At 68.7% G+C, this 25,028-nt stretch carries 27 protein-coding genes and 1 riboswitch; of the genes, 11 read left to right on the plus strand and 16 right to left on the minus strand.

Annotated features, from left to right (window positions below; all coding sequences use genetic code 11):
- Nucleotides 1–114: 114 nt before the first annotated feature.
- Together DSX2_RS05310 and DSX2_RS05315 are read left to right on the plus strand one after the other, a co-directional pair.
- On the plus strand, nucleotides 115–432 hold the full coding sequence (locus tag DSX2_RS05310) for a DUF190 domain-containing protein (protein ID WP_020880128.1): 318 nt from the start codon (nucleotides 115–117) through the stop codon (nucleotides 430–432).
- A 132-nt stretch (nucleotides 433–564) separates the two neighbouring features.
- Nucleotides 565–1,278 carry a DUF554 domain-containing protein gene (locus DSX2_RS05315; protein ID WP_020880129.1) on the plus strand — a complete coding sequence of 238 codons (714 nt, stop codon included), beginning with the start codon at nucleotides 565–567 and terminating at the stop codon, nucleotides 1,276–1,278.
- 144 nt (nucleotides 1,279–1,422) lie between these two features.
- Here DSX2_RS05315 and DSX2_RS05320 read toward each other — a convergent pair whose 3' ends face one another.
- From DSX2_RS05320 to DSX2_RS05330, 3 genes are read right to left on the minus strand one after another with little or no spacing between them, the layout of a single operon-like run.
- Complete coding sequence (locus DSX2_RS05320) at nucleotides 1,423–1,767, minus strand: hypothetical protein (RefSeq protein ID WP_020880130.1); 345 nt, start codon at nucleotides 1,765–1,767, stop codon at nucleotides 1,423–1,425.
- A 23-nt stretch (nucleotides 1,768–1,790) separates the two neighbouring features.
- Nucleotides 1,791–2,033, minus strand: coding sequence for a hypothetical protein (locus DSX2_RS05325; protein ID WP_020880131.1), 243 nt, complete (start codon nucleotides 2,031–2,033; stop codon nucleotides 1,791–1,793).
- A complete protein-coding gene (locus DSX2_RS05330; protein WP_020880132.1) occupies nucleotides 2,030–2,254 on the minus strand; it encodes a hypothetical protein in 225 nt (74 codons plus the stop codon). The genes DSX2_RS05325 and DSX2_RS05330 overlap by 4 nt, the downstream gene beginning before the upstream one ends.
- 226 nt (nucleotides 2,255–2,480) lie before the next feature.
- On the opposite strand from DSX2_RS05330, the gene DSX2_RS18930 reads away from it, so the two are divergent.
- From DSX2_RS18930 to ribB, 3 genes are all read left to right on the plus strand, one after another.
- Complete coding sequence (locus DSX2_RS18930; RefSeq protein ID WP_369095331.1) at nucleotides 2,481–2,588, plus strand: dual CXXC motif small (seleno)protein; 108 nt, start codon at nucleotides 2,481–2,483, stop codon at nucleotides 2,586–2,588.
- 102 nt (nucleotides 2,589–2,690) lie between these two features.
- Nucleotides 2,691–3,614, plus strand: a complete 924-nt coding sequence (locus DSX2_RS05335; protein ID WP_236615085.1) for a lytic murein transglycosylase — start codon at nucleotides 2,691–2,693, stop codon at nucleotides 3,612–3,614.
- Nucleotides 3,615–3,712: 98 nt separating this feature from the next.
- Nucleotides 3,713–3,863, plus strand: a riboswitch (FMN riboswitch).
- 138 nt (nucleotides 3,864–4,001) lie between these two features.
- Nucleotides 4,002–4,667 carry a 3,4-dihydroxy-2-butanone-4-phosphate synthase gene (ribB, locus tag DSX2_RS05340; protein WP_020880134.1) on the plus strand — a complete coding sequence of 222 codons (666 nt, stop codon included), beginning with the start codon at nucleotides 4,002–4,004 and terminating at the stop codon, nucleotides 4,665–4,667.
- Nucleotides 4,668–5,205: 538 nt separating this feature from the next.
- Here the strand turns inward: ribB and DSX2_RS05345 are convergent.
- Both DSX2_RS05345 and DSX2_RS05350 read right to left on the minus strand, forming a co-directional pair.
- Nucleotides 5,206–6,561, minus strand: a complete 1,356-nt coding sequence (locus tag DSX2_RS05345; RefSeq protein WP_020880135.1) for an MFS transporter — start codon at nucleotides 6,559–6,561, stop codon at nucleotides 5,206–5,208.
- Nucleotides 6,558–7,220 (minus strand): S24 family peptidase, encoded by a 663-nt coding sequence (locus tag DSX2_RS05350; protein WP_020880136.1) that lies wholly within the window; start codon nucleotides 7,218–7,220, stop codon nucleotides 6,558–6,560. Before DSX2_RS05350 ends, DSX2_RS05345 begins: the two co-directional genes overlap by 4 nt.
- Before the next feature lie 152 nt (nucleotides 7,221–7,372).
- Between DSX2_RS05350 and DSX2_RS05355 the strand changes: the two genes are divergently transcribed.
- Both DSX2_RS05355 and DSX2_RS05360 read left to right on the plus strand, forming a co-directional pair.
- Nucleotides 7,373–8,167: a M48 family metallopeptidase gene (locus DSX2_RS05355; RefSeq protein ID WP_020880137.1), complete on the plus strand. Its 795-nt coding sequence runs from the start codon at nucleotides 7,373–7,375 to the stop codon at nucleotides 8,165–8,167.
- Between the two features lie 92 nt (nucleotides 8,168–8,259).
- Entirely contained in the window at nucleotides 8,260–10,203 is a 1,944-nt protein-coding gene (locus DSX2_RS05360; RefSeq protein ID WP_020880138.1) for a hybrid sensor histidine kinase/response regulator, read from the plus strand.
- A gap of 33 nt (nucleotides 10,204–10,236) precedes the next feature.
- Here the strand turns inward: DSX2_RS05360 and tpx are convergent, their stop codons facing one another.
- Nucleotides 10,237–10,749, minus strand: coding sequence for a thiol peroxidase (gene tpx, locus DSX2_RS05365; RefSeq protein ID WP_020880139.1), 513 nt, complete (start codon nucleotides 10,747–10,749; stop codon nucleotides 10,237–10,239).
- Nucleotides 10,750–11,154: 405 nt separating this feature from the next.
- Here tpx and DSX2_RS05370 point away from each other — a divergent pair, with 405 nt between their 5' ends.
- Nucleotides 11,155–11,688, plus strand: a complete 534-nt coding sequence (locus DSX2_RS05370; RefSeq protein ID WP_020880140.1) for a hypothetical protein — start codon at nucleotides 11,155–11,157, stop codon at nucleotides 11,686–11,688.
- A 55-nt stretch (nucleotides 11,689–11,743) separates the two neighbouring features.
- On the opposite strand, the gene DSX2_RS05375 is transcribed toward DSX2_RS05370, so the two are convergent.
- The 4 genes from DSX2_RS05375 to DSX2_RS17465 all read right to left on the minus strand — a co-directional run bounded on the left by DSX2_RS05375 (nucleotide 11,744) and on the right by DSX2_RS17465 (nucleotide 15,882).
- Entirely contained in the window at nucleotides 11,744–14,233 is a 2,490-nt protein-coding gene (locus DSX2_RS05375; RefSeq protein WP_020880141.1) for a plasma-membrane proton-efflux P-type ATPase, read from the minus strand.
- Between the two features lie 64 nt (nucleotides 14,234–14,297).
- Nucleotides 14,298–14,558: a hypothetical protein gene (locus DSX2_RS05380; protein ID WP_020880142.1), complete on the minus strand. Its 261-nt coding sequence runs from the start codon at nucleotides 14,556–14,558 to the stop codon at nucleotides 14,298–14,300.
- Nucleotides 14,559–14,812: 254 nt separating this feature from the next.
- Complete coding sequence (locus DSX2_RS18530; protein WP_020880143.1) at nucleotides 14,813–14,986, minus strand: hypothetical protein; 174 nt, start codon at nucleotides 14,984–14,986, stop codon at nucleotides 14,813–14,815.
- 17 nt (nucleotides 14,987–15,003) lie between these two features.
- Entirely contained in the window at nucleotides 15,004–15,882 is an 879-nt protein-coding gene (locus DSX2_RS17465) for a PilZ domain-containing protein (RefSeq protein WP_020880144.1), read from the minus strand.
- 186 nt (nucleotides 15,883–16,068) lie between these two features.
- Here DSX2_RS17465 and DSX2_RS05390 point away from each other — a divergent pair, with 186 nt between their 5' ends.
- Nucleotides 16,069–16,356, plus strand: coding sequence for an HU family DNA-binding protein (locus tag DSX2_RS05390; RefSeq protein ID WP_020880145.1), 288 nt, complete (start codon nucleotides 16,069–16,071; stop codon nucleotides 16,354–16,356).
- A gap of 94 nt (nucleotides 16,357–16,450) precedes the next feature.
- Here DSX2_RS05390 and DSX2_RS05395 read toward each other — a convergent pair whose 3' ends face one another.
- From DSX2_RS05395 to DSX2_RS05410, 4 genes are all read right to left on the minus strand, one after another.
- Nucleotides 16,451–17,941 (minus strand): TolC family protein, encoded by a 1,491-nt coding sequence (locus tag DSX2_RS05395; RefSeq protein ID WP_020880146.1) that lies wholly within the window; start codon nucleotides 17,939–17,941, stop codon nucleotides 16,451–16,453.
- Nucleotides 17,942–18,143: 202 nt separating this feature from the next.
- Entirely contained in the window at nucleotides 18,144–18,653 is a 510-nt protein-coding gene (locus tag DSX2_RS05400) for a 3D domain-containing protein (RefSeq protein WP_020880147.1), read from the minus strand.
- A 437-nt stretch (nucleotides 18,654–19,090) separates the two neighbouring features.
- The gene (locus DSX2_RS05405; RefSeq protein ID WP_020880148.1) at nucleotides 19,091–20,020 is read right to left on the minus strand and encodes a DMT family transporter; all 930 of its coding nucleotides are present in this window, start codon (nucleotides 20,018–20,020) and stop codon (nucleotides 19,091–19,093) included.
- 37 nt (nucleotides 20,021–20,057) lie between these two features.
- A complete protein-coding gene (locus DSX2_RS05410) occupies nucleotides 20,058–20,909 on the minus strand; it encodes an AraC family transcriptional regulator (RefSeq protein ID WP_020880149.1) in 852 nt (283 codons plus the stop codon).
- Nucleotides 20,910–21,043: 134 nt separating this feature from the next.
- On the opposite strand from DSX2_RS05410, the gene DSX2_RS05415 reads away from it, so the two are divergent.
- Nucleotides 21,044–21,556 (plus strand): hypothetical protein, encoded by a 513-nt coding sequence (locus tag DSX2_RS05415; protein ID WP_020880150.1) that lies wholly within the window; start codon nucleotides 21,044–21,046, stop codon nucleotides 21,554–21,556.
- 362 nt (nucleotides 21,557–21,918) lie between these two features.
- Here DSX2_RS05415 and DSX2_RS05425 read toward each other — a convergent pair whose 3' ends face one another.
- On the minus strand, nucleotides 21,919–23,325 hold the full coding sequence (locus DSX2_RS05425; RefSeq protein WP_020880151.1) for an MFS transporter: 1,407 nt from the start codon (nucleotides 23,323–23,325) through the stop codon (nucleotides 21,919–21,921).
- 94 nt (nucleotides 23,326–23,419) lie between these two features.
- Here DSX2_RS05425 and DSX2_RS05430 point away from each other — a divergent pair, with 94 nt between their 5' ends.
- Nucleotides 23,420–24,298 carry a LysR family transcriptional regulator gene (locus DSX2_RS05430; protein ID WP_020880152.1) on the plus strand — a complete coding sequence of 293 codons (879 nt, stop codon included), beginning with the start codon at nucleotides 23,420–23,422 and terminating at the stop codon, nucleotides 24,296–24,298.
- Nucleotides 24,299–24,366: 68 nt separating this feature from the next.
- On the opposite strand, the gene DSX2_RS05435 is transcribed toward DSX2_RS05430, so the two are convergent.
- Nucleotides 24,367–24,738, minus strand: coding sequence for a hypothetical protein (locus DSX2_RS05435; RefSeq protein WP_020880153.1), 372 nt, complete (start codon nucleotides 24,736–24,738; stop codon nucleotides 24,367–24,369).
- Nucleotides 24,739–25,028: the final 290 nt, after the last annotated feature.

A 25,028-nucleotide genomic window follows, 5' to 3' on the forward strand; every position in this document is an offset into this window, starting at 1 on the left:
GGCCCGGGAGGCTTCGCCGCACCCCGAGGGACGGGGTGCGGCCGCATGCGGCGTTCGGCCCCTCACGAGGCGGCAATCCGGCAATCGCCCGCGAAACAGCAAAGGATGGTTCGCATGAAAGGATATCTTCTCACGTTCTACACGCAGCAGAGCAGGACGCACGACGGCATGTCGCTGGCGGACTGGATCGTGGAGGAGGCCAGGCGCCTCGGGATCAGGGGGGCGACGCTGCTCTTTGCGACCGAGGGCTTCGGCCACGACGGCCGCTTCCATTCGGCCGGGTACTTCGACCTGGAGGACCAGCCGCAGCAGGTGACCATGGCCGTCAGCCCCGGGGAGTCGGAGCGGCTGTTCGCCAGGCTGCGCGAGAACAGGCTGCGCGTCTTCTACACCTCGGCGCCCATAGATTTCGGGTTCACCTGCGACGACTGAGCGCATTGCGCGCGCGTCTCCGTGCCCGCAGGCCCGGGCATGCCCCTCGGGCGGTCCGGAGCAGCGGAGTGCGGCCCTTGAAAGCTGAATTTTTCTTCAAAAAACAGTTCGCACAATCACAAGGAAGAAATCATGATCGGTCCTTTCGTCAACGGAGGGGCGCTGCTCCTCGGCAGCCTCGCGGGCGCCTTTCTCGGCCCCAGGCTCGACAAGAACCTGCGCAACCACATGCCCATGGTCTTCGGCTGCGCCTCCATGGGCATCGGCGTGGCCATGGTGGTCAAGGTCAAGTTCCTCGCGCCGGTCGTCCTGGCCCTGGTCGTGGGCACGCTGCTCGGCGAGCTCGTCCGGCTGGAGACCGGCATCCAGAAGGCCGCAGGCAGCGCCCGCGGCCTCATCGAGAAGATCGCGACGCCAAGCGGCGACCTGAGCCAGGAGGAGTTCCTGGACAAGTTCGTGGCCGTGATGGTGCTCTTCTGCGTCAGCGGCATGGGCGTGTACGGCTCCATGAACGAGGGCATGACCGGCGACCCCACCCTGCTCATCGTGAAGTCCATCCTGGACTTCTTCACCGCCCCGATCTTCGCCTCGATCCTCGGCTACACCGTGGGCATCCTGGTCATTCCGCAGCTCGCGGTGCAGGCCACGCTCTATCTGTGCGCCGCGCTCATCCTGCCGCTGACCACGCCGGACATCATGGCCGACTTCTCGGCCTGCGGCGGCCTGATCATGCTGGCCACGGGCTTCCGCATCTGCGGCATCAAGCAGTTCCCTGTGGCGAACATGATCCCGGCGCTCATCCTGGTCATGCCCCTGTCCGCCCTGTGGGCGCACTTCGTCGGCTAGGAAGCCCTCCTCGCGGGGGAAGGCTAAGGAGAGGACGGAGGACGGCAGGGGGCTATCCCCTCCTGCCCGCCGGAATCGCTGGCGACGGGCAGGCGCGGCGCGCGGCCGACGGGATATGGCGGGATATGGCGGAAGATGGCGAGATCAGGCGATCTTGCCGGTGGCCTTCTTCACGGGCTCGAGGAAGACGGCGGTGCCGTAGCAGGTGTAGTGGCGCTCGCCCTCGGGGTGGAAGGCGACGGATTCGCGATACCCCACGATGGCGTCGGCACCGGCCTCGAGGGCGGAGTTGATGAGGCCGTAGAAGGCCGTGTCGGCCGAGAACGAGCGCGAGGCGACGAGCCCGAAGACCCATTTGATGTCGCGGCCCTCGACACGCTCGGTGGTGACGATCTTGATGCGGCCGTTGAAATAGGATTGGCGGGCGGCCTCGTAGCGCTGCTCGTCGTCGCCGTCCGTGGGCTTTTTCCTGCCGCCGAAGAGGGCCATTTCGGTTCCTTGTCCTTGGGCGCTCAGGGCTTGCGCCGGTTTTGGGTCCTGCCGGACCGGGCGGCCGCCTCGACGCGCAGGTTCTGCTCGCCGATGCGCCGGGCCAGGGCCTTGATGCCGTCGGCCGGATCGGCCTGGCCATGCGCCGCCGGGGCGCACGGGGCGGCCTGGGCCCGGGCGAGGTCGCTGCGGATCTTCCTGATCTCCTCGGCCATCTCGCGCTGCAGGGCGAGTATCTCGTGCAGAAGGCGCTGTTCCTCGCTCATAGGCTCTCGTCCACGATCAGGCCGGTGGTGTCGAAGACCGTGGCGTCGATGGTCTGCGAGGAGATGGGCCCCCAGCTCAGGGCGAACTCGGCGTCCGCCCGGGCGCGCGCGGCCGCGCGCACCTGGTCGAAATGCCTGCTCAGCGCTTCGAACATGGGCACGAAGGGCTCAGGCGTTCCCGGCGGGTCGACCGGGGTCCAGTCCGGCAGCTCGATCAGCATTCCCGATATGTACCTGAACCCCCGCCGATTTCAAGTCCGCGGGCTTGCGCCGCGGGTGGGGCATGGGGCATAGTCGGCCCTCCGAGACGATTCCCGCTTTTTTGGAGACGCGATGACCGCCGAGAATTCCCCTTTTCCGCCGACCGGAACGCAGCCCAGGCGGCCGGGCTTCTGCCCCGCCTGCGGCGGCCGCCTCACCCCCTGCCGCCGCTGACGAGAGGTCGCGCTGCGCTGCACGTCGTGCGGCGCCACGTTCGATCTTCGCGGCCACGCCGACCTCATCGACGACGAGATGGAGGAGCGGCTGGCCTATATCTCCGTGGACCGGTGCTGACCCCTCATGGTGCTTAGGGATGGACAGAAAACGCCGCGCCCTGCTAGGCTCTCCTCGGCCGACGCGAAATGCGCGGCCGGGTTTCCCATGCGCCCGAACCACGTGAGACATCTCTGCATTCTCGCCGCCCTGTGCGCGGCCCTTTGCCTCCTGCCCCGCCCGAGCGTCGCCGCCGAGGAGCCGAGTCCCCTGTGGCAGCCCCTCATCGACCGCCTGGCCGAGGACGGACTGCCGCGCGACTACCTGGACAAGCTCTTCTCCCGGCCCGAGATCACCTTCCAGCCCCGGGTCATGTCCCGCAAGATGATCGCGCTTTTGCGCAGCAAGACAGCGCCCGCGACGCCCCCTTCCAAGGAGGCGCCGTCCGCGCCCCGCGTCTACGAGCGCTACCTGCAGCCCGCGCTGCTCGCGGACGCGCTGCGCTTCATGGACGACAACAGGGCGACGCTCGACAAGGTGGAGCAGGAGCGCGGCGTGTCGCGCGAGGTGGTGGTGGCCATCATGCTCGTGGAGACGCGGCTCGGCTCCTATCTGGGCAACGGCAACGCCTTCGTCTCCCTGGCCTCCATGGCGCTGTGCGACGACTTCCTGCTCGTGCAGGCCTACATGCCCATGAACTCGCTCTCGCCGCAGCTGCAGCAGTGGCTCGTGCGGCGCACGCGTCAGAAGGCGGACTGGGCCTACGAGGAGCTCGTGGCCTTCATCGAGTACGCCATGGCCAGCGGCCAGGACCCGCTGAACATCAGGAGCTCGCCGTACGGGGCCATCGGACTGTGCCAGTTCATGCCGAGCAACGCGGTGCGCTTCGGCGTGGACGGCAACAACGACGGCGTGGTGGACCTCTTCGACCCGGCGGACGCCCTGCCCTCCATCGCCAACTACCTGGCCTTCCACGGCTGGAAGCCCGGCCTCACCGAGGAGCGCCAGGAGCGCGTCATCTACCACTACAACCACGACGAGACCTACGCCCGGACCATCGTGGAGCTGTCCAAGAAGCTCAAGGAGATGGAAGGCGCGCGCAACTAGCGCGACGCCCGCCGTCTCTCCCCTTCCCTCTCGCGCACGCGCCGCGCCCTTCCCGGCGGCGGCTTGACAGATCCCCCTCTCGCGGGCCACTCTTGGGTCGCTGTACTCAGGGCGGGGTGGAATTCCCCACCGGCGGTATCCCGGCGCGAGCCGGGGAGCCCGCGAGCGCTTCCGCCATGCGGCGGAAGGTCAGCAGACCTGGTGCGAGGCCAGGGCCGACGGTCACAGTCCGGATGGAAGAGGATACGGCAGTCGTGTGACCCGTTGCGGACGGTTCCAGTCCGCGCGGCCGCCCGTTGCGTTCCGTCGTCTGCGGAAACGTCCGGGGCGGCCGTCCCCTCTCATGCCCTGATTCTGGTAACCCATTATCGCAAATGGAGATCTGCCATGAATCAGTCCCTTCTTGCACGTTTCGGCACCCCGCGCGAGCGGGTCTCGCGCGCTCTGGCGGCCCTGCGCCGCGGCCAGGGCGTGCTGGTCACGGACGACGAGGACCGCGAGAACGAGGGCGACCTCATCTTCGCGGCCGAGTCTCTGACCGAGGAACAGATGGCCATGCTCATCCGCGAATGCAGCGGCATCGTCTGCCTCTGCCTGCCGCCGGACAAGGTGCGCGAGCTCGGCCTGCCCATGATGGTCAGGGAGAACTCGAGCCGCTACGGCACGGCCTTCACCGTGTCCATCGAGGCGGCCGAGGGCGTGACCACGGGCGTCTCGGCCGCGGACCGGGTGCGCACGGTGCGCGCCGCGGCGGCACAGGGCGCGCGGGCAGAAGACCTGCGCAGCCCCGGCCACGTCTTCCCCCTGCGCGCCCGCGAGGGCGGCGTGCTCGAGCGGCGCGGCCACACCGAGGCCACGGTGGACCTCGTGCGCCTGGCCGGGCTCACGCCCTGCGGCGTGCTCTGCGAGCTGACCAACCCGGACGGCACCATGGCCCGCCTGCCAGAGATCGTGGACTTCGCCGAACGCCACGGCATGTGCGTGCTCACCGTGGACGACCTGGCGGCCTACCGCCGGGAGACCGAGGAGGCCGAGCGGCGCCTGGCGGTGTAGTCCGCGCGGATCGGGAACGGCGCTCGCGCCATCGAAAAACACGCCCCCCCGGGCCGTTCAAACGGTCTGGGGGGGAGCATCGTGAGGCAGAGGCACACGACGCGCAGCAGGCGCTGAGAAGTGTGCCGCCATTTCCCCCAGGCCGTTCAAAACGGTCCAGATGCAAGGCGCTCAAAAAGTTCAGGCCCGGCGCGCATTCCAGATACGCGAGGGCCTGAACTTTTCACGGCAACGCGGCGGATGGGCCGTTTTCAACGCCTGGCGGTCTAGCCCAGGAGGCGACGGCACAAGGTGCGCCACAGTCATTGAAGCGCGTGGTCCCGCCCCCGAGGACGTTTTCGACGGTGTCTGGCCGGGCAGCGACACTGGAAATCGGCGGTACAAAGAAGGCCGCCACAGCCATTGAGGCGCGTGGTCCCGCCCCCCAGGCCGTTCAAAACGGTCCAGATGCAAGGCGCAAGAAAAGTTCAAGCCCGACGCGTATTGCGGATACGCGAGGGTTTGAACTTTTCGCAGCAACGCGGCAGATGGGCCGTTTTCAACGGCCTGGGCCGGGTTCGCGCACGCGGGCGAGGAGCACCATGCCCGCGAGGAAGAAGCAGGCCACGGCCAGGATGGCGGGGCGCGAGCTGCCGGTCAGCTGGCGCAGCACGGCGAAGACGAGCGGCCCGCCGATGGCCGAGAACTTGGTGACCACGGAGAAGTAGCCGAAGTGGCGCGCCGTGGCCCCGCCCGGCACGAGGCGGGCGTAGTAGGAGCGCGAGAGCGCCTGCGAGCCGCCGAGCACGAGCCCCACCACCCCGCCGAGCGCCGCGAACTGGATCGCCCCGCTGATCTCGTAGGCCGATACGGCCACACCGGTCCAGACCAGCAACGAGAGCAGGATGGCGCGTCGGGTGCCGATGCGCCCGGCCAGCCGCGCGAAGCCGATGGCCCCGGCGAAGGCCACGGCCTGGATGAGCAGCAGCGTGAGCATGAGCACCGAGGTGGGCAGCCCCAACTCCTCCTTGCCGTAGATGGTGGCCATGCCGATGGTCGTCTGGATGCCGTCGTTGTAGAGCAGGTAGGCCAGGAGAAAGGTTGCGGCCGGGCCGCCCCGGGTGAACGAGCGGGCCGTTTCCAGGGCCTCTGTGAGCCCCTGGCGCAGCCAGTCCGCCGGGCCGCCCGTGGCCCTCGCGGGCACGTCGCGCAGCGCGCGGAAGGCGGGCAGGGCGAAGAGCGCCCACCACACCCCGGCCGAGGCGATGGCCAGGCGCGCGGCCTGCCCCTGGGTGAGGCCAAGGCGCTCGTGCAGGGTCATGAGCCCGAGCGCGAGCAGGAAGTGCAGCCCCCCGCCCACGTAGCCGTAGGCGTAGCCCCGGCCGGAGACGCGGTCCGCGTCCTCGGGCCCGGCCACGCGCAGAAGGTAGGAGTCGTAGAAGACGTTGGCGCAGTTGAAGGCGGCCTGGGCCGCGGCGAAGAGGAGCATGACGGAGAGCACGTCGCCCGGGCCGCGAAAGCCGAGCGCCACGGCCGCGGCCGCGCCCGCGAGGCAGAAGACGCGCAGGAAGGTGCCGGACCTGCCGGAGAGGTCCGCGGCCGCGCCGAGCACGGGCGCGAGCAGGAACACGGCCAGGGCCGAGAGCCCCACGGTCAGCCCCCACAGCGTGGTGGCGCTCATGCGCAGGCCGAGGAGGGCGTAGCCCTGGGGTCCCACGATGCCCGTCGCGAACCAGGCGGGCAGCACGGCCGTGGCCACGCTCAGGATGTAGGCGGAATTGGCCCAGTCGTAGAGGCACCAGGCGCGGACGACCGAGGCGGATGCGGGCGGATGCGCGGAGGGATGTCCAAGCTGGTGCGCGGACGGGCGCGCGGGGGCCTCGCGCGAGGCATCAGGGGCCCCCGGCAGGCTCACGGATTTTCCCGGCAGAGCCAGACCACGCGGCCGAGCACGCGGACCTCGGCGGCCTCGCGCATGTCGATCTCGAGCGGCGGGTAGGCGTGGTTGTCCGAGACGAGCACGAGCATGCCGGGCTTCTTGTCCAGCCGCTTGACGACCACGGCGTCGTCCATGGCCAGGGCGTAGATCTTGCCGTAGACGATCTCGCGCTGCCCCTGGTCCACGAGGACCGTGTCGCCGTCGCGCAGCGTGGGCGCCATGGCGTCCCCGGCCACGGCGAGCAGGCGCAGCTCCTCGGGCGCGCCGCGCGCGACCTCTCCCAGCCAGTCGCGGGAAAAGGCCAGGCGCCCCTCCTCCGCGCCGCCCGCAAGGCCCTGCGGCTCCAGGCGGGGCGTGGCCGGGGCGGCAGGCAGGAGCACGAAGCCCGCGGGCGCCTCCTCCCCTTCGGGATCCCCCAAAAGCTCGCTGCCGAGCCCGGTCTCGACCCAGACGGGGTTGGCCCCGTAGAGGCGGCACAGCCGCAGGTACCAGTCCGCGGGCACGGCTCCGCGGCGCTTGGCATCCGTGACCGCGGCGCGCTTCACGCCGAGCACCGAGGCCAGCTCGGCCTGGTTGCGGCAGTCGGCGACGTGCATCATCCGCTTCAGGATGTCCTCGATGAAAAGTCCCTTCATGGCCCCTCCTGCGCTGGCCGCATAGTGGGCCGCATGGGCAGCCGCGTCAAGGCCGCGCGGACGCATTCGTCCAGCACCTCCGGACGGCGCGAGGGGACAAAGAGAGGCTGCCGGGACTGGACGGCGGTACCGCGGCGGCGTATATTTTTGGTATGAAGACCCGATTCGGCAAACGTTTCCTGATCGTTCTCGGCCTGCTCCTGGCAACGGCCGTGCTGACCTACTGCACGACCACGCCCTACACGGACCGCTCGCAGTTCATGCTCGTCAGCCAGCAGGAGGAGCTGCAGCTCGGGCAGCAGGCGGCCGCCCAGGTGCTGAAGACGGAGAAGGTCTCCAAGGACCCCGAGATAAACGCACGCGTGAGGCGCATCGGCGAACGCCTGGCCAAGGTCTCGGTCAGGCCGGACTACAAGTGGGAATTCTACGTCATCGACAAGGACGAGGCCAACGCCTTCTGCCTGCCCGGGGGGAAGGTCTTCGTCTACACCGGCATCCTCAAGTACGCCCCGACCGACGCGGAGCTGGCCACGGTCATGGGGCACGAGATCGCCCACGCGCTCCTGCGCCACGGCGCCGAGCGCATGAGCACGGCCCTGGCCCTGGAAGGCGTGGGCACGGTGGGCTCGCTCGCGCTCGGCGGCTCGGGCAGCGTGGGCGGCCAGGTCTTCGCCCAGTCCTACGGCATGGTGGCCAACGTGGGGGTGCTCCTGCCCTTCTCGCGCGACCAGGAGAGCGAGGCCGACAAGGTGGGGCTCGAGCTCATGGCCCAGGCGGGCTACGACCCCGCAGCCGCATTGACCTTCTGGGAGCACATGGCCAAGGACGAGGACAAGAGCAAGAAACCGCCCGTCTTCCTCTCCACGCACCCGCCCACGGCCGAGCGCATAGAGGCCATCCGCGACCTGCTGCCCTGGGCCAAGACGTTCTACCATCCGCGGGACTAAGGTGTTTCCCGCCTGGACAGCGAGCCGGGCTTAAGCAATACTGCGCGGATTAAAGTCATCCTCTCTGGGAAAAGCAAAGGAGCTGCCAGCGCATGAAGCCCCGGCGCGTCATGGTCGTAGACGACGAGCGCATCGTCGCCATGGATATCGGCCGGACGCTCGAACGCCTGGGATACGAGGTCACGGCGCTGGCCTCCTCGGGAGAGGAGGCCGTGGTCCAGGCCGGAGAGACGCGCCCGGACCTGGTGCTCATGGACATCCGCCTCGGCGAGGGCATGGACGGCGTGGACGCCTCCGTGCAGATCGCCGACCTCTTCGACATCCCGGTCATCTTCCTGACCGCCTATTCCGACGACGCCACCCTGGATCGCGCCAAGCGCAGCCGGCCTTTCGGCTTCCTGGTCAAGCCCTTCGACGAGCGGGAGCTGCACACGACCATCGCCGTGGCCCTCTCCAAGCACGAGATGGAGCGGCGGCTGCGCGCGGCCAAGTCCCAGGCCGAGGCGGCCAGCCGGGCCAAATCGGCCTTCCTGGCCAACATGAGCCACGAGATCCGCACGCCCATGAACGGCATCATCGGCATGACCCACCTGCTCATGGACACCCCGGTCTCGGGCGAGCAGGAGGAGTTCCTGCGGATCATCAAGGATTCCGCCAACTCCCTGCTCGGCCTCCTGAACGACCTGCTCGACCTCTCCAAGATCGAGGCGGGCCGCATGGAGCTCGAGGAAGAGCCCTTCTGCCTGCGCAGGGTGGTTGAAGACGTCATGCGCACCCTGCAGAGCCAGGCGGAGCGCAAGCGGCTGGAGCTCAAATGGTGCGTGGCCGACGAGGTGCCCGACACCCTGCTCGGCGACAGCGGCAAGCTCAAGCAGGTCCTCTTCCACATCGTGGGCAACGGCCTCAAGTTCACGGACAAGGGCACGATCAGCCTGTGCGCGGCCCTGGGCGAGATCACGGGCCGCGGCGCCCTGGTGCGCTTCACGGTGGAGGACAGCGGCACGGGCATCCCGGCCGAGCAGATGGAGATGGTATTCCAGAGCTTCACCCAGGCCGAGAACTTCATGACCCGCCGCCACGGCGGGGCCGGGCTCGGTCTCGCCCTGTCGCGCCACCTCGTGGAGATGCTCGGCGGCGAGATCTCGGTGAACAGCTCCGTGGGCCGGGGCAGCGCCTTCACCTTCACCGCCCTGTTCAAGACCCTGCCGCGCAGCATCATGGCAGCGCCCATGATCCTCGAGCCCGAGATCGCGAAGAGGCTTTCCAGGGCCAAGGTGCTGGTGGTGGAGGACAACACCACCAGCCGCCTGCTGGTCTCGGCCATCCTCGGCAAGGCTGGCGTGCAGGTGCTCACGGCCGAGGACGGGCGCGAGGCGCTCGAAACCCTGGCCGACACCCCCGTGGACGTGGTGCTCATGGACATCCAGATGCCCGGCATGGACGGGCTCGCGGCCACGCGGGCCATCCGCATGGGCGAGGTGCCGGGCGTGGATCCCGCCCTGCCCATCGTGGGCATGACCGCCTACGCCATGAAGGACGACCGCGAGCGCTTCCTGGCCGCCGGGCTCGACGCGCACCTGCAAAAGCCCCTGGACGCCCAGAGCCTCGCCTCCACGCTGGCGGGCCTGCTCGCGCGCGAGGCCTTGCCCGGACAGCGCTCCGCTGAGCCGACGCCCCTGCACGGGATCGCGGTGTTCGACGAGCGCGGCCTCGAGAAGGGCCTGGTCAGGGACGCGGCCGAGGTGCTCGCGCGGTGGGAGGATTTCGCGCAGGACGCCAACGGCGGCGTGGCAGCCCTCGAACGGGCGGCCGAAGCCGAGGACCGCGAGGCGGTCAAGGATTCCGCGCGAACGATCATGCTGGCGGCCGCCGGGATAGGGGCCAGCCTCGTGCGCGAGATCGCGCTCAGGCTGCACCGGCGGGCGGCCGAAGCCGCCTGGCCGGTGCTCCGAGACGAGGTCCGCCTGCTGCGCTCGAGCCTGGAGACGACGCATCTTCTCCTGCGCCAGCGGCTGGGCGGACCGTCCGCCCCCTAGAGTCCTTCCGCCCTTTCGGGCTCTTCAGCGCCTTTACAGCGCCTTGCGCGCCGCTTCCAGGGCACCCGTGTAGTCGGGCTCGTGGGTCACCTCGTCCACGATCTGGGCATAGGTCACCATACCCTTCTGGTCGACGACGAAGACGGCCCGCGCGAGCAGCCGAAGCTCCTTGATCAGCACGCCGAAGGCCTCTCCGAAGGCCGCGTCGCGGTGGTCCGAGAAGATGTTCAGCTCGCCCGCGCCCTCGGCCTCCTGCCAGCGCTTCTGGGCGAAGGGCAGGTCCATGCTCACGGTCAGGATGGCGACCTGGTCGTCGAGCTTCTTGGCCTCGTCGTTGAAGCGCTTGGCCTCGAGCGAACAGACGTCCGTATCCAACGAAGGCACGCTGATCAGGATCACGACCTTGTCCTTCCATTCGGAGAGGGAGCGTTCCTGCAGCGTGTTGTCGAGAACGGCGACGTCCGGGACCTTATCGCCCGCGGTGATGGGATTGCCAAGCAGTGTCAGGGGATTGCCCTGAAAGGTCACGAGTCCGGTGCGTTCCATGATGATGAGCCTCCTTTGGGAACTGGGAATCAGGGAAGACATTGTACACCGAAAAGGGGGGCTGCTGGCAACCGAAAAGCGCGGAGGCGCGACGCGACGGCGAACTCCCTCTCCGGACCGGTCCAAAGCAGGCGAAGCAAGACCGGGAGGCCGCCCTCCCAAGATTCGGGCCTAAAGCGTACCTCCTCATACGGAGGGTTCGGACTTTTTGCGGCAACGCGGCGGACGGTGCTTTCCCTCCTGCCTGGCCGCTCAAAAAGCGCCGGATGCAAGGCGCCAGAAAAGTCCGAGACCGAAGCGTATTCTTCCATACGCGAGGGTTCGGACTTTTTGCGGCAACGCGGCAGACGGTGCTTTTTCAGCGGCCAGGTTGACGCCCTCCCCTGCCCAAGGCTAGAGACGCGCATGACGAAACGGTTGGCAATGGCGGTCTTCGCCGCCCTCATTCTCTTCGGGCTGTGGCAGTTCTTCCATTTTTTCCCCGAGCTGCCCGCCCGCGTGGTGACGCAGCAGACCGCGGCGGGCAAGGCCAGCCTGATCATGGGCAAGCCCGCGGTCGCGGCCATCTACTTCCTCATCCTCATCGGCTTCGGGGCCTACTTCCTGGGTTGCGGCCTGTTCGTGAAGCGGCTGCCGGACCGCTACCTGAAGGTCCTGCCCAACCGCGACCACTGGCTCGCGCCCGAACGCCGCGAGGCCACCATGCGGACCCTCGCGACCTTCCTGCTCTGGCTCGGCGTGGCCACGCTCGGCATGTTCCAGGCCACTTTCCTGTGCATCTTCCTGGTCAACACCGGCCGCGCGGAGATGAGCATCGACCTGGCCACGAACTTCTTCACCACCCTCTACCTGACCTACATCTTCTTCTCCCTGATCGTGCTCAAGAACCGCTTCCGCACGGACACCCCGCGCTGGAAGCGCCCTCCGGAAAAAAAATAGGGCCCCGAGGGGCCCTCCTTCTCCGCTCCCCTTCGGGCCCGGGCCGGACGACGGCCTAGCGCCTCCGGCAGGCCGCGCTGTGCGCGAAGCACAGGTCGCCGTGGTCCACCAGGCGGTAGAGCAGGACCTTCAGCATGTCCGTGACCACGAAGGCCGCCAGGGCGTAGCCCCAGACGAAGAGCGCCAGCCTCCAGCCGATGGGCGTGATGTAGAGCCCGTAGACCGCGACCAGGGTCGCGAGCAGCTTGGTCGCCACGGCCGACCAGAGCAGGATGCCGCTCGGCCGCACGCTCCAGAAGGGGCCGCGCGTGCGCGCCACGAAGATGGTCAGGTGGCCTGCCACGGCGAGCTTGAGGAAGACGAAGGTCTGCAGCACGCCCATGCCCAGGTCCAGGTAGTCCTTGCCGATCCAGAAGATCATGAAGGACGAGACCACGCCGAGGAGCCCGAGGAAGGTGGCCATGGTCAGGACCACCCGCATGTCCCACTTCTCCGGGGTATTCGAGTAGCGCACGCGGTCGTAGGCGATGGCCATGATGGGCGCGTCGTTGAACAGGGCCAGGAGCACGATCATCACCGCGGTCACGGGATAGAAGCGGAAGGCCAGGATGGACAGGGTGATGAAGAGCAGCACGCGGATGGTCTCGGCGATGCGGTAGATGGCGTAGCTCTGCATGCGCTGGAAGATCTGGCGGCTCTCCTTGACCGCGTCGATGATCACCGAGAGTCCGGGCAGGGTGAGCACGATGTCCGCGGCCGAGCGCGCGGCGTCCGTGGCCCCGGCCACGGCGATGCCCGCGTCGGCCTTCTTCAGCGCCGGGGCGTCGTTCACGCCGTCGCCGGTCATGCCCACGATGTGCCCGGCGTCCTCAAGAAGCTCCACGATGTGGTACTTGTGCTCGGGATAGACCTGGGCGAAGCCGTCCGCGCCCTCCACGAGCTGCAGCGCCTTGTGCTCGTTGGCGTCGAGGAACTGCTCCGGAACCAGGAAGTTCCGGCCGAGCCCCACCTGCTGCGCGATCTCCCGGCCGATGGCCTCGTGGTCGCCGGTGACCATCTTCACGGCCACGCCGATCTCGCCCGCGGCCTTGATGGTGGCCGCGGAGTCCTCGCGCGGCGGATCGAAGAGGCCGAGCAGGCCGAGGTAGCGCCACGGCCCGTCGCCGTCCGCCCGGGCCACGCCCAGGGCGCGGAAGCCGCGGCCCGCGAGGCCGTCCACCTCCTCGCCCAGGCGCTGCTCGATGGTCTTCTTCTCCTCGCCCGAAAGGTCCGCCAGGGCCAGGATGGCCTGCGGCGCTCCCTTGGCGAAGCGCACGCGGCCCTTGGGCCCCTCCATCTCGGCCTCGGTGCGCTTGGCCACCGGGTCGAAGGGCGTAAAGGAGGTGAGCGTGAACCCCGCGAGCATCGAGGAGGCCCCGGAGTCGGCCGAGGCGGCCTTGAGCACGGCGTCGTCGATGGGATCGGCGTCCTCGGCGCGCGAGGCCAGGGCGCCCGCGGCCAGCACCTCGGCGGCCGGGGCGGAGGCGAGCTGCCGCACATCCCCCACGCTCAGGCGGTTCTCGGTGATGGTCCCGGTCTTGTCCGAGCAGAGCACGTCCATGCCCGCCAACTCCTCGATGGCGGTCAGGCGGCTGACGATGGCCTCCTTGGCGGCCAGGCGCGAGGCGCCCACGGCCATGGTCACGGAGAGCACGGCGGGCAGGGCCGCCGGGATGGCGGCCACGGCCAGGATGAGGGCGAACTGCACGGTCTCGGCCGGGCTCTCGTGGCGGAAGAGCGCCGTCAGGACGATGACCGCCACGAGCAGGAGCGCCAGGACGATGAGGTAGTCGCCGATCTTGACCACCGCGCGCTGGAAGTGGCTGCGCGGCGCGGCCTGGGCCACGAGGCCAGCGGTGCGGCCGAAGAAGGTGTCCATGCCCGTGGCCGCGACCACGGCGTCCACCTCGCCCTGGCGCAGCACGGAGCCCGAGAAGAGGACGTCGCCCGCGGCCTTGTCCACGGGCAGCGACTCGCCGGTCAGGGCCGACTCGTCCACGGAGACGTGGGCCTCGGCCTGGCCGCCCGAGGCGATCTTCAGGTCCGCGGGCACGATGTCGCCCAGGCGCACGCGGACGAGGTCCCCGGGCACCAGTTCGCGGGCCGCGATGCGGCTCCATTTTTCGTCGCGCAGCACGCGCGCCTTGAGCGCCAGGCGCTGCCTGAGCAGGGCTATGGCGTTGTCCGCCTTGTGCTCCTGCCAGAAGCCGACCCCGGCGTTCAAGAGGAGCAGCACGCCGATGATGGCGCACTCCTCGAAGCGTCCTATGGCCGCGGAGAGGATGGCCGCGACCTCGATCATCCAGGGGATGGGCCCCCAGAAGTAGCCCAGGAACTTGCGCAGCGAGCTTACATGCTCCTCGGCTATCTCGTTCGGCCCGTAGATGTCTGCCCGCGCCGCCGCCTCCTCGCCGGAGAGTCCCCCCCGGTCCGCGCCGAGGCGGCGGAAGACCTCGTTCGTGGGCAGCGTCTTCAGTTCCTCCGCTGTGAGAACGGTCTTCTCCATCACAAGACTCCTGGCCGGCCGCCGCGCGCCTGGGCGGCGGCCGTTCAGGCTGGCCCGGTCCCGACTAGGTCAGGTAGAAGTAGTGCGTCGTCTCGCGCACGTAGTCGTCGATCTCCTTGGCGAAATAATCGAGGAAATGGTCCATCTTGTCGCCGCTGATGTTGTCGAGCTTCTTGGCGATGAGCCCGGCCTTGGAATAGACCTCCTCGAACTTGCCCTCGTCCAGGCCGCAGATCTCGCGCGCCTCCTCCTTGGAAATCCCTCCGAGGTGCGCGAAGACCGAGGCCAGTACCCCGCTCATGCACTTGACGTTCTCCTTGGACATGAACAGCTCCTTTCGCTTGAGGTTTGCCGATGCCGGACCGGACGGCCGGACCGTGCACCTTGTTCCCGATATACCCCGAAAGGAGGAAAAGTCAAAAGAGGCGGCAAAAGAAAGGGGAAGCATCCACCGGCCGCGCGTCGTGCCGCGCGGCCTGAACGGGGACGAGAAGCAGGAAAACGGAGTGGTGCCGGAGGATGCCGGGCCTGTCGCCCGGGATGGGATCGGATCGGCGGAGACTGCGGGCGGGAACGGGATCAGCGGCGACGGCGGGCGGCGATGGTCAGCCCGGCGAGGGCCCCGCAGAGCATGCCCAGGAAGAGGCCGCGCCGCATGTCCGCGATCAGCCAGCCGCCCACCACGCCGAGCGCGCCGCCGATGAGGATGCCGCGGGCCAGGAAGTCGGTGACGTTCAGATTCTTGTCGCTCATGTGCCCTCGCAATGAAATCATTCAGGACGCCCGGCGCGTCCGTTCCGCCTGCCGGAGTCTCCTCCGGCGCAATCCGCCCGGTCGGCCGGGTCCGCCAGCCCCAGATCCGACAAATCCAGGTCCGGCAGCTCTCCCAGGTCGGAAAGGTCCCCGAGCACGGCGTCCGCGGGGTGCTCCCCGACCTCGGCGGCAAAGAACCGGCGGCGGGCCAGCCATGTGTCGAGCGCCTTGCGCTGTTCCTCGCTCAGGTCCAGGAACTCCACGCCGATGCCCGGCACGGCCATGCTCTTGCCCCATTCCACGCGTCTGCGCAAGACGGCGCGCATGGGCGCCGGATCGCCGAGCTCGAGGAAGCGCAGGCAGATCTCCGCTCCGGGGGGGAATTCCTCGCAGGTGACGAGGAAGCAGCCGCCCCGCGAGACGTCGAGCGTCACCGTGCGCAGCGCGTTCTCGGGGTCGAAGACGTCGCCGCGGCAGACGAGCGCGTTGAAGTTCAGCTTCCTGCGCGGCGAGGCGCGCAGCAGGCGGGGGGACACGGCCCCGAGCTCCTGGCGGATGAACTGCGCGACCACGTCCCCGTCCGGACTCTCCTGGCCGTAGAAGAGGCCGCGCACCTTGCGCTCCCCCTCGTCGTAGCGCAGGCGAAGGACCGGATAGAGCTCCATGTCCTTGCGCACCATGCACTTGTCCGCGTGGGGGGCCTTGATCAGGGTGGGCAGGTCCACGAGCAGGCCGCTGTACGCCTCGCGCACCAGCCTCTCGTGCAGCGCGCGCGGCCCGGAAACCACGTCCGCCTCGGCCCGTGCCGCGCGGACGCATTCCAGATAGGCCTCTCTCGCCTGCTCGTTCTCGACCATGAGCACGAGCCTCGGACGGCCCTGCGCCTCATACGCCATGCCTACCCCCACTTCTTCCCTGAGCCTTATATTCTTTGCTGCGCCCGGGCAAGCCGGAGCCTCTCCGAAGTGAATCGAGTTCACCGGAATTTCGTTTGACAAGGGACGGTACAAGCGGCAAAGGGGACCCTTATCATCACGGACTTTGCCTGTGCAAAGTCCCGGGCTTCCAAGGAGGTATCCCGCATGTTCACCAAGGCCCAATTTGTCGACGAACTCAAGAACGCTCTGCCTGACGTCCTGACCACCAAGGTCGAGGCCGAAAAGACCTTCGACGCCTTCTGCGCCATCCTGGCCAAGGGTATCGAGTCCGACGAGGGCGTCCGCCTGCCCGGCGTGGGTTCCTTCTCCCTCAAGCAGCGCCCCGCGCGCGAGGGGCGCAACCCCCAGACCGGCAAGGCCATCAAGATTCCGGCCAAGCGTGCGGTCAAGTTCGCCACGGCCAAGGGCCTGGACGAGGCGCTCAACAAGTAGCCTCCCCCCGACGGGGTCTTCCTGTCCGCGAACGAAAACGCCGGGCGGCCCGCGAGGGTGCCCGGCGTTTTTGCGTGGCGCGGCGTGCGGATGTCTACTGCATGCTCAAGGCGAGGTTGCGCTCGCCCATGGCCACGTAGAGCCTGGAGAGGGCGCGCTGGTAGTCGGCCAGGGCGCTCGAAAGCTGGAATTCCGCGCTGGAGAGGCGCGACTGGGCGTCGAGCACCTCGGTGTTGGTGCCCACCTGGGCCTGGTAGCGGGCCACGGCCATGCGGTAGCCCTCCTGCGCCGCGGCGATGGACTTCTTGGCCACGCTGATGCGGTCCGAGGCCACCTGCAGGTCGAGGAGGTCCTGCTTGACCGAGAAGCCCGCGTTCAGGCGCGTGTCGGCCAGGTCGGCCTCGACCTTGGCCACGGTCTCCTTGGCCTGCTCGTAGGCGTTGAAGTCCTTGCCCGAGGAGAAGAAGTTCCAGGTGGCCTTGGCGCCCACGGACCATTCGCTGGCGTACTTGGAGTAGCTCGAGGTGCCGTCGGCCCGGGGGGTGTCGCCGGTCTGGGAGTAGTCGTAGCTGGCGTCCACGTTGGGGTAGAAGGTGCCCGCCGCGATCTTGGCGTCCTTTTGGGCCATCTCCACGCTCTTGCGGCCGATCTCGAGGTCCGGACGCTTGGTGTAGGCCCGGGCGAGGCAGTCGTCGAGCGTGCGCTGGAACGGGATGTAGGTCAGCTCGCCCACATACCTGGCCGGATACTCCAGCGGCAGGCCGATAAGCGTGTTCAGCTGCGCGGTCTGGGTGGCCACGCTGTTCTTGGCGGTCAGAAGCTGCTGCTCGGCCGTGGCGAGGTCCACCTCGGCCTGGAGCACGTCCAGCTTGGGCTTCAGCCCCACGTCGTAGAAGGCCTGGGTGACCTGCAGCTGCGAGCGCAGCCGGGCCACGGAGTCCTCCGAGGACTTCACGTCCATGCGCGCCTGCAGGAGTTGCAGGAAGGAGTCCTGCACCGTCTGGATGAGGATCAGTTCCGCGTTGTCCAGCTGCGCCTTGGCCTGCTCCTTGGCAAGCTTGGCCTTCTGGTAGGCGGAAAGCAGCGCGAAGCCGTGGAAGATCGGCTGGGTCACATTCAGGGAGTATATCCACTGGTCGCGGGCGACGCTGACCCGGCCGGAGGTGGAGCTGACGGTCGGGCGGTCGTGGCGGGTGTAGCCGTAGGAGGTCGTGGCCGAGGGGCCCATGGCGCCCAGGGCCGACTTGCGCCCGTACTCCGAGCCGGAGAGCTGGAAGCGGGCTGATTCGATCTGCGGGTTGAAGAGCAGGCTGCGCTCGACCGCCGCCTGCAGGTCGATGGGCGCTTCTGCGCCGGCCAGGGGATCCTCGGGGTTGAGGGCCGCGGGCGTGCCTGCGGGCGTCGCGGGCGTCGCGACCGCGGGCGACGGAGCCGCGGGCGCCATCCCCGCGGGCACCATGGGAGCCGCGGGCGGAGTCAGGTACGTGCCCTGCGCCGCGGGCGTCGGGGCGGGCTGCTGCGCCTGCGCCGACACGGCCAGGCCGAGGAGCAGGAGCAATGCGGTCAGGATACGATGCATGCGCATGCGGTTCGTCCTCATGAAGATCGGCTTTCGTCGTGGAGACGGCACCCGTCTCGCGTGAGGGACTAGCAGAAGCGGGCGGAAAAATAAACAGCTGTTTAGTTGCGCCCGCCCTCTCTGCCCGCGCGGCATGCGGCGCCCCCCTGGCCCGCGCGCCCTTGCGCCCGGACGGGAGGCGTCGGATTTCCGCCGCCTTGCGGCGGCATCAGGCCCCGAGGAGGAAGACCTCCAGCTTCTTGGCGCCGAAGTTCTGGGCCTGCACAGGGTCGTAGATGAAGATGTCCAGGTGGTCGCGCTTGGACTCGGCCATCAGGTCGTCGATGACGAAGACGCCGAGGTTCTTGATGTAGACCTTCTTGCCGAAGACCCAGCCGTTCTCGAACAGGTCGCGCGACACGGCCACGATGCCCGCGCGCACGGGGCTGTTGGAGGCGGTGATGAAGGGAGTGGAGTCGGTTTCGCACTCGCGGGGGCTGTAGGCCGTGACCGTCAAAATCTTGCGCCGCGTCATGCTCTTCAGCTTTTCCTGGTTCATGAGCACGAACTTGTGCAGGAGCGCGACGGCGGTTCTGCCCTTCTCCACCTCGGCCTCGAGGCGGAAGGTCTGGTCCTGGCTGTGCCTGAGTTCGGCGCGCACGGAATCGAATTCGCGATGCGCCCAGAACGCTGCCGCCAGGGTGACGGTGATGGCGAGAAACGACAGTGCCTTGTTCATGACGGTACCTCTCAGCAGAAATGCAATTTACGGGCCCCGGGAGCGAGAGAATGGAGAAAAGGAGGGATTGGGGACTATGACATGTATAGCAGATTCAGGAACCGAGGCAACGCCGGACAGGAAACGCGCCCATCTTCCCCCAGGCCTGAAACGGCGCGGCTGGAACGCGGTTTAGGGCCTTCTTGAGGCGAAAAAAATTTTTATTCCGCCCGCAACCCGTTGCGCTGCAATATTATTTTCTTTTCGACGGAGGGGAATCGAATTTGATGGAGAGAGGGCGTGATTCCCGCGAAGGGGCGGAGGACATGCGCTGAAAGAGTCCTGAACGGGATTCAAGCGACCCCGTCCCGGAGCTACGAAAAAAAATCATCCGCAGAGCACCCGCCCCACCCGCGATCCTCCGAAGGACATCCGGGCAGGACGCGGACCTCAGGGCATCAGGCGGCCTTTGCGCGGGAGGGCACGGCCAGGAGCAGGATGCTGCCGCACACGAGCAGGCAGCCCGCGATCTGCTCGGCCCGCACCGCCTCGCCGAGCACGAGCCAGGAGAGGCAGGCGGCCGAGACGGGCATGATTCCGGTCATGACCGCGGCAGTGGCGGGCGGCACGCGGGTCACGCCGCGAAACCAGAGCACGTAGGCCAGGATGGTGATGCACAGGGCGTAGTAGACGACGTCCAGCCAGCCAGCGAGGCCGATGGGCGCGGGCAGGCCCTGGGAGATCTCCCCGATTGCCGGGGGCAGGAAGAAGAGGAGCCCGGCCAGGCTGACCAGGGTGGCCACGGAAAGGGGCGAGAGCTCCTCGGGCAGGGCGCGGCGCAGGAGCAGGAAGCAGGATTCCGCCGCCACCGCGCCCAGCACCAGCAGGCTTCCGGCCAGGTTCCGACCGAAGTCCGCGGCCGCTGCGCCGCTTGCGGCCGCGGCCTCGCCGGGTCCGAGCCCGGAGACGTTGAGCACGGCCACGCCACAGACGCTGCAGGCGATGCCGAGCACGGCCCGGACGCCGAGCCGCTGGCGCAGGAAGGCGAAGGCTATGAGCCCCATGCAGGCCGGGGTGGTGCTGGCGATGATCCCGGCCGCGGCGGCGCTGGTCAGGCGCAGGCCGTGCAGCAAAAGGACGTTGAAGAGGAACGAGCCGCAGAGCGCGAGCGCCGCGATGACGCCCCAGCCGCGCGGGGCAAGCGCCGGAAAGCGCCCCTCGCGGAGCAGGAGCAGGGGTACGAGCACGAGGCTCGCCAGCCCGAAGCGCAGGGCCTGGGAGAGATAGAGCGGCATGGTCGCCAGGGCCAGCTTGCCCGCCACCACGCTGCTGCCCACGATGACCATCGCCGCGCCGAGATCCGCGCATGCACGCACGTCGTTTCGCATTGCCGCCTCCATGGGGAGCAGCATGCGGCAACCCGGCTTACGAGTTTTGAACGTTCTTGCGGTAGGCCCCGGGCGTCAGGCCGAAGGCGTCGCGAAAGGCCCGGGTGAGGTGGCTCTGGTCGGCGAAGCCCGTCTCCTGGGCCACGTCCGCAAGGCGCAGCCCCGCGTCCGGTGCCTCGCGCAGCAGGCGGCGCGCCTGGGCCAGGCGGAGCTGGCGCTGGTAGGCGTGCGGCGGCAGCCCGAGCGCAGCGGTGAAGGTGCGGGTGAGGTGGAAGGGGGAGAGCCCGGCCGCGGCGGCCAGTTCGTCCAGGCTGACGCCCTCCGCGAAGCGCGCGTGCAGGAGCTCGCGCGCGCGGCGCACGGCGGCGGGCTCGCGGCCCGCGGACGCGGGGGAAGGCCGCGTCTCCGCATGGCGGGCGATCCAGTCCACGAGCAGGGCGCCGAAGAGTTCCCGCACGGCAAGGTCCGGGGCGCGGCGCTCCTCGGCCAGGGCGTGCAGCCGCCGGATGCGGCGGGCCAGGTCCGGGTCGCGCAGCACGCCGGCGGCGAAATGCGGCAGCCTGCCCCTGCCGCCCGCGTCGGCCTCGGCCCCGGCGAGCAGCTCCGGCGCGAGGTAGAACATGCGGTAGCGCCAGCCCTGCCCCACGGCGGCCTGCCCGTCGTGCGCCTCGCCCGGCACCACCAGGTTGACCAACCCCTCGTGCGCCACCACCCGCTCGCCCCGGTAGCGAAAGCCGAGCGCCCCCGCCTCGATCACGCCCAGGGCGTAGCAGTCGTGGCTGTGGCGCGCGAAGACGCGGTCCACGAAATGGGCGCGCATCATCTCCGCGCCGCGCAGGGCGGGATGGGTGAAATAGCGGAGGTCGTCCCCGCGCTCGGCAGCGGCCATGCCCCATGCATACGCGGCCCGTCGCCGGGGTCAAGCGCCGCGTTCGGACGGACGGGGAGCCGGTCGCGCGGGCCGGGCTGGTATCAGCCTTGCAGATGCCGGGACACGCGGAAAACTCTTCCCTGGAGACAGCCATGCGCGTCGATTCGAATTCGATCTACGGATACTACCCACAGAGCCTGCTCTCGACCCTGAACCAGGACGGCCAGGACCAGACGCAGGCCGCTGCCCGCACGTCGTCCACCTCGTCCAGCTCTTCGGGCTCGGCCACGACGTTTCTCTCGAGTTCGTCGCAGTCCTTCGACATCTGGCGTGCCCTGGCCACGCAGTACGACCTGAACTCCATGGACGCGGGCGATCTCGACGACCTGAGCCAGTCCCTGTACGACGCCGGGCAGATCAGCCTCGGCGACCGCACGGCCCTGTCCTTCGACCCCGAGAAGGGAACCCTGTCCAGCAACGCCGGGTCCCTGCTGACCGGCACGAACGCGAGCGGCAAGGTGGACTGGCAGTCCGAATTCAAGGCCCGCCTCGCCGACGCCATGGACTCCGGCGACATGGTCTCCGCCCAGGTGGACCAGCAGGTGCTGGGCGTTCTCGGCCGCCTGCAGGCCGCCAAGCAAAAGGGCGTGAACTGCGTGGTCTAGGGCCGCCCCTTTTCTCAACAAGCCCCTGCCCGCGCCTGCCGCCTATACAAGGCTGTGGACCGCGTGCCTTGCGACGCGGGCCGGGTCGCATTCCCCGATATCCGCGGGCATGGTCTCGCGCGCCCGCGCGTCCTTGAGCACGGCGTGCTCGAGATCGGCCACGGCCAGCCCTCGCCCGTCTACGCCCACGTCCGCCAGAAGCTTCCCGCACGGTCCCCACACCCCGCTGCCGACGCATGCGTGCCGGCCGCCCGTCGTTCCGATGTGGTTGGACAGTAGCGTGTAGACGGTGCTGTCCAGCGCCGGGAGGCAGCCAGACGCGCGACTCGTGGCAGCCGTCTCGAGCACAAGGGGCGGGGCTGTCAATTGCGCAAGACGTCGAGCGCCGCCTCGGGGCGGGCAGTGCGGCTGCGCAGCGCCAGCGCGGCGAGGAGGCCGCCCGCGAGCAGCGTGCCGGTGAAGAGCGCCAGCGCGGGCCAGCCGCCTTCGGCCCAGAACCAGCCGCCGGACGTGCCCATGATGCTCGAGCCCATGTAGTAGGCAAGGAGGTAGAGCGAGGCCGCGTGCCCCTTGGAGCCCTCGGCCAGCCGCCCAACCCAGCCGCTGGCCACGGAATGGGTGACGAAGAAGCCGATGGTCAGGATGACGATGCCGCCGATGATCGGAACGAGGCCCGTGAGGCAGGTCAGGCCGAGGCCGAGCCCGGCGATGCACAGGCCCGAGACGAGGACCGGGCCGCGGCCGATGCGGTCGGACAGGGCGCCTGCCGTGGACGAGGCCGCGATGCCGAAGAGGTAGGCGGTGAAGATGAGGCTGACGTGGGCCTGGGTGAGGCCGTAGGGCGGCTGCAGCAGCCGGAAGGTGGAGTAGTTGTAGACCGTGACGAAGGCGCCCATGACCAGGCAGCCGATGAGGAAGAGCAGCGGCAGCCCTCTGCTGCGCAGGTGCCCGCCCCAGGCGGCCAGGTGGTGGCGGGCGTTGAAGCCGGGCCTGGGCGTGAAGTTGCGCGAGGCGGGCAGAAGCGCGATGAAGCCGAGCGCAGCGGCGAGGCCGAGGCCGCCGAGCACGCCCACGGCCATGCGCCAGGAGGTGTACTGGGTGATCATGCCCGTGGCCACGCGGCCGAACATGCCGCCGAAGGCCGTGCCCCCGACGTAGAGCCCCATGGCGAAGCCGAGCCCGCCGGGGTGGATCTCCTCCGCGAGGTAGGCCATGGCCACGGCGGGCACGCCGCCGAGCACCAGCCCCTCCAGCGCCCGCTCCACGAGCAGCACGTGCCAGGAGGGGGCGAAGGCCACGCAGATGTTCAGCCCGGCTGCGGCGGCCATGGCCCAGAACATGAGCCCCCGGCGGCCGAGCGCCTCGGAGACCGCGCCCGCGCAGAGGATGGAGAAGGCCAGGAGGCCCGTGGTCAGGGAGAGGGCGACGGAGCTTTCGGCCGCGCCCACGGAAAATTCCTGCGCGAACTCGGGCAGCAGCGGCTGCACGCAGTAGATGAGCGAGAAGGTGGCGAAACCCGCCAGGAAGAGCGCCAGGCTGATGCGGCGGTAGCAGCGGGTGCCGCGCCTGGTCCACTGGGGCGAAGCCCCTCGCGCAGCATCTCGGGGCGCCGCATCGCGAAACGTCGCGTCACGGGATGTCGCGTCACGAGATGTCGCGTCAGAGCCCGCCGTTCCTGCCGCGGCTCTGAGCGGCGAGCCGGACGACGCGCCGCAAGCGGACGGGACGGACATACCGCCCGACGACGGGGGGCGGGAACTCTCTTCCATGCAGACGGCTCCTTGGTGCAGCCACTATGCGCCCGGCCTCGCAGTCCGTCCAATATATTGCCCAAGGCTTCTTGATATGTTTTAAATATGGCGCATGGAGCTGCGACACATCCGCTACTTCCTGGCCGTGGCCGAGGAGAGGAACTTCACACGCGCCGCGGCGAGGCTCGGCATCAGCCAGCCGCCGCTCAGCCAGCAGATCCGCGACCTCGAGGCGGAGGTCGGCGCTGAACTCTTCATGCGCGTGCCGCAAGGCGCTGAGCTGACCGAGGCGGGCCGGGCCTTTCGCGATACCGTGCAGAGCTTGCCCATGCAGGCGGAGCGGGCCCTGCGCAGCGCGCGCAGGGCGGCGCGCGGCGAGACCGGCGTGCTGCGCCTGGGCTTCACCGGGGCCGCGTCCTTCAATCCCGCGGTCACCTCGGTCATCAGCGCCTTCCGCAGCGCCTATCCAGACGTGGAACTCTCCCTCGAAGAGGCCAACACCACGCGCCTGGCCGCCGCGCTTTCCCGGGGCGACCTGGACGCGGCCTTCCTGCGCCCGGTCTCGGCCACGGGCGGCGAGCTCGACATCTGCCCCATCGCCATGGAGCCCATGCTCGCGGTCGTTCCGACGGGCCACGCGGCCGCGGGAGACGAAAAGCTCGATCTCAGACGCCTCGAATACGACCCGTTCATCCTCACGCCCAGGCCAGTGGGGCTGAGCCTTTTTGACACGGTCGTTTCGGCCTGCCGCTCGGCCGGCTTCGAGCCGATCTTCGGCCAGTCCGCCCCGCAGATAAGCTCGGTGGTCAATTTCGTGGCCGCGCAGATGGGCGTCTCGCTGGTGCCCGCGTGCATGCGGGCGCTCAGCGTTCCCGGCGTGGTCTACCGCGAGCTCGCGGGGCAGGCGCCGGTGACCCGCCTGGCCTTGGCCTGGCGCCGCACGGGCGCCACTCCCCTGGCGCGCAACTTCGCGGCCGCCGCGAGAGAGTGACGCTCCCGCAGCGCCGAAAGGCGCGAAAGAAGGACTTCGGAAGAATTTGCAGGAATGTTCGGACGCCTTCAGGGCGCCGAGGTTGGATCGGAGCCGCAGCGAAGGTCGAGACTTCGGGCGAGGTCGGCGCAGCAGGCAGGCCATTGCGCGGGTGGGATGCTTTCATCGGGCAGGCAGACGCAGTTGCAGAGCTCGAAGCGCAGGCACTGCGCACTCGGATGCCCGGCAAGCTCACGGCGCAGGTCCTCTGCGAGGCCGAGGTAGAGCGGCACCACGTTGTACCCGGCGATATGCCCCTTTGGGTGGCGGTAGCCGAGCAGGTAGAGCGCAGGTGTCGGATCGAAATCCTCTTTCAGCGAAAATATCCGGAACGGGTATGCCCGTCCCGAGGCGCCGGTAAGCGTCGTCTCTTCCAGAAAATTCATGCCTGAAAAATCCATGGCCTCCCCTGGGTGATCGTGAGGTGTTTTTTCCAGAGGGTGCCGGAAAAAAACCATCCCATCAACCCGGACGATTCGCGAACCAAGCGCTCGGGCAGTCCCCCCATCCGCATTCCCCTCACGCCGTCATCCGGCCGCGCGGCGGGTTTCAGGGAACTTGACTCCCGGGCTCTCGTCTTCTTGGTTCCCGCCATCCTGGGATTTCGTCCGGGCTCACGTCGCCCCGTCTTTCCCCGGGTGCTCTCTCTTAGATCGGAAGAGCGTCGTGTAGGGAAAGAGTGTAGATCTCG

Source organism: Desulfovibrio sp. X2, assembly GCF_000422205.1.
Classification (GTDB): Bacteria; Desulfobacterota; Desulfovibrionia; order Desulfovibrionales; family Desulfovibrionaceae; genus Alkalidesulfovibrio.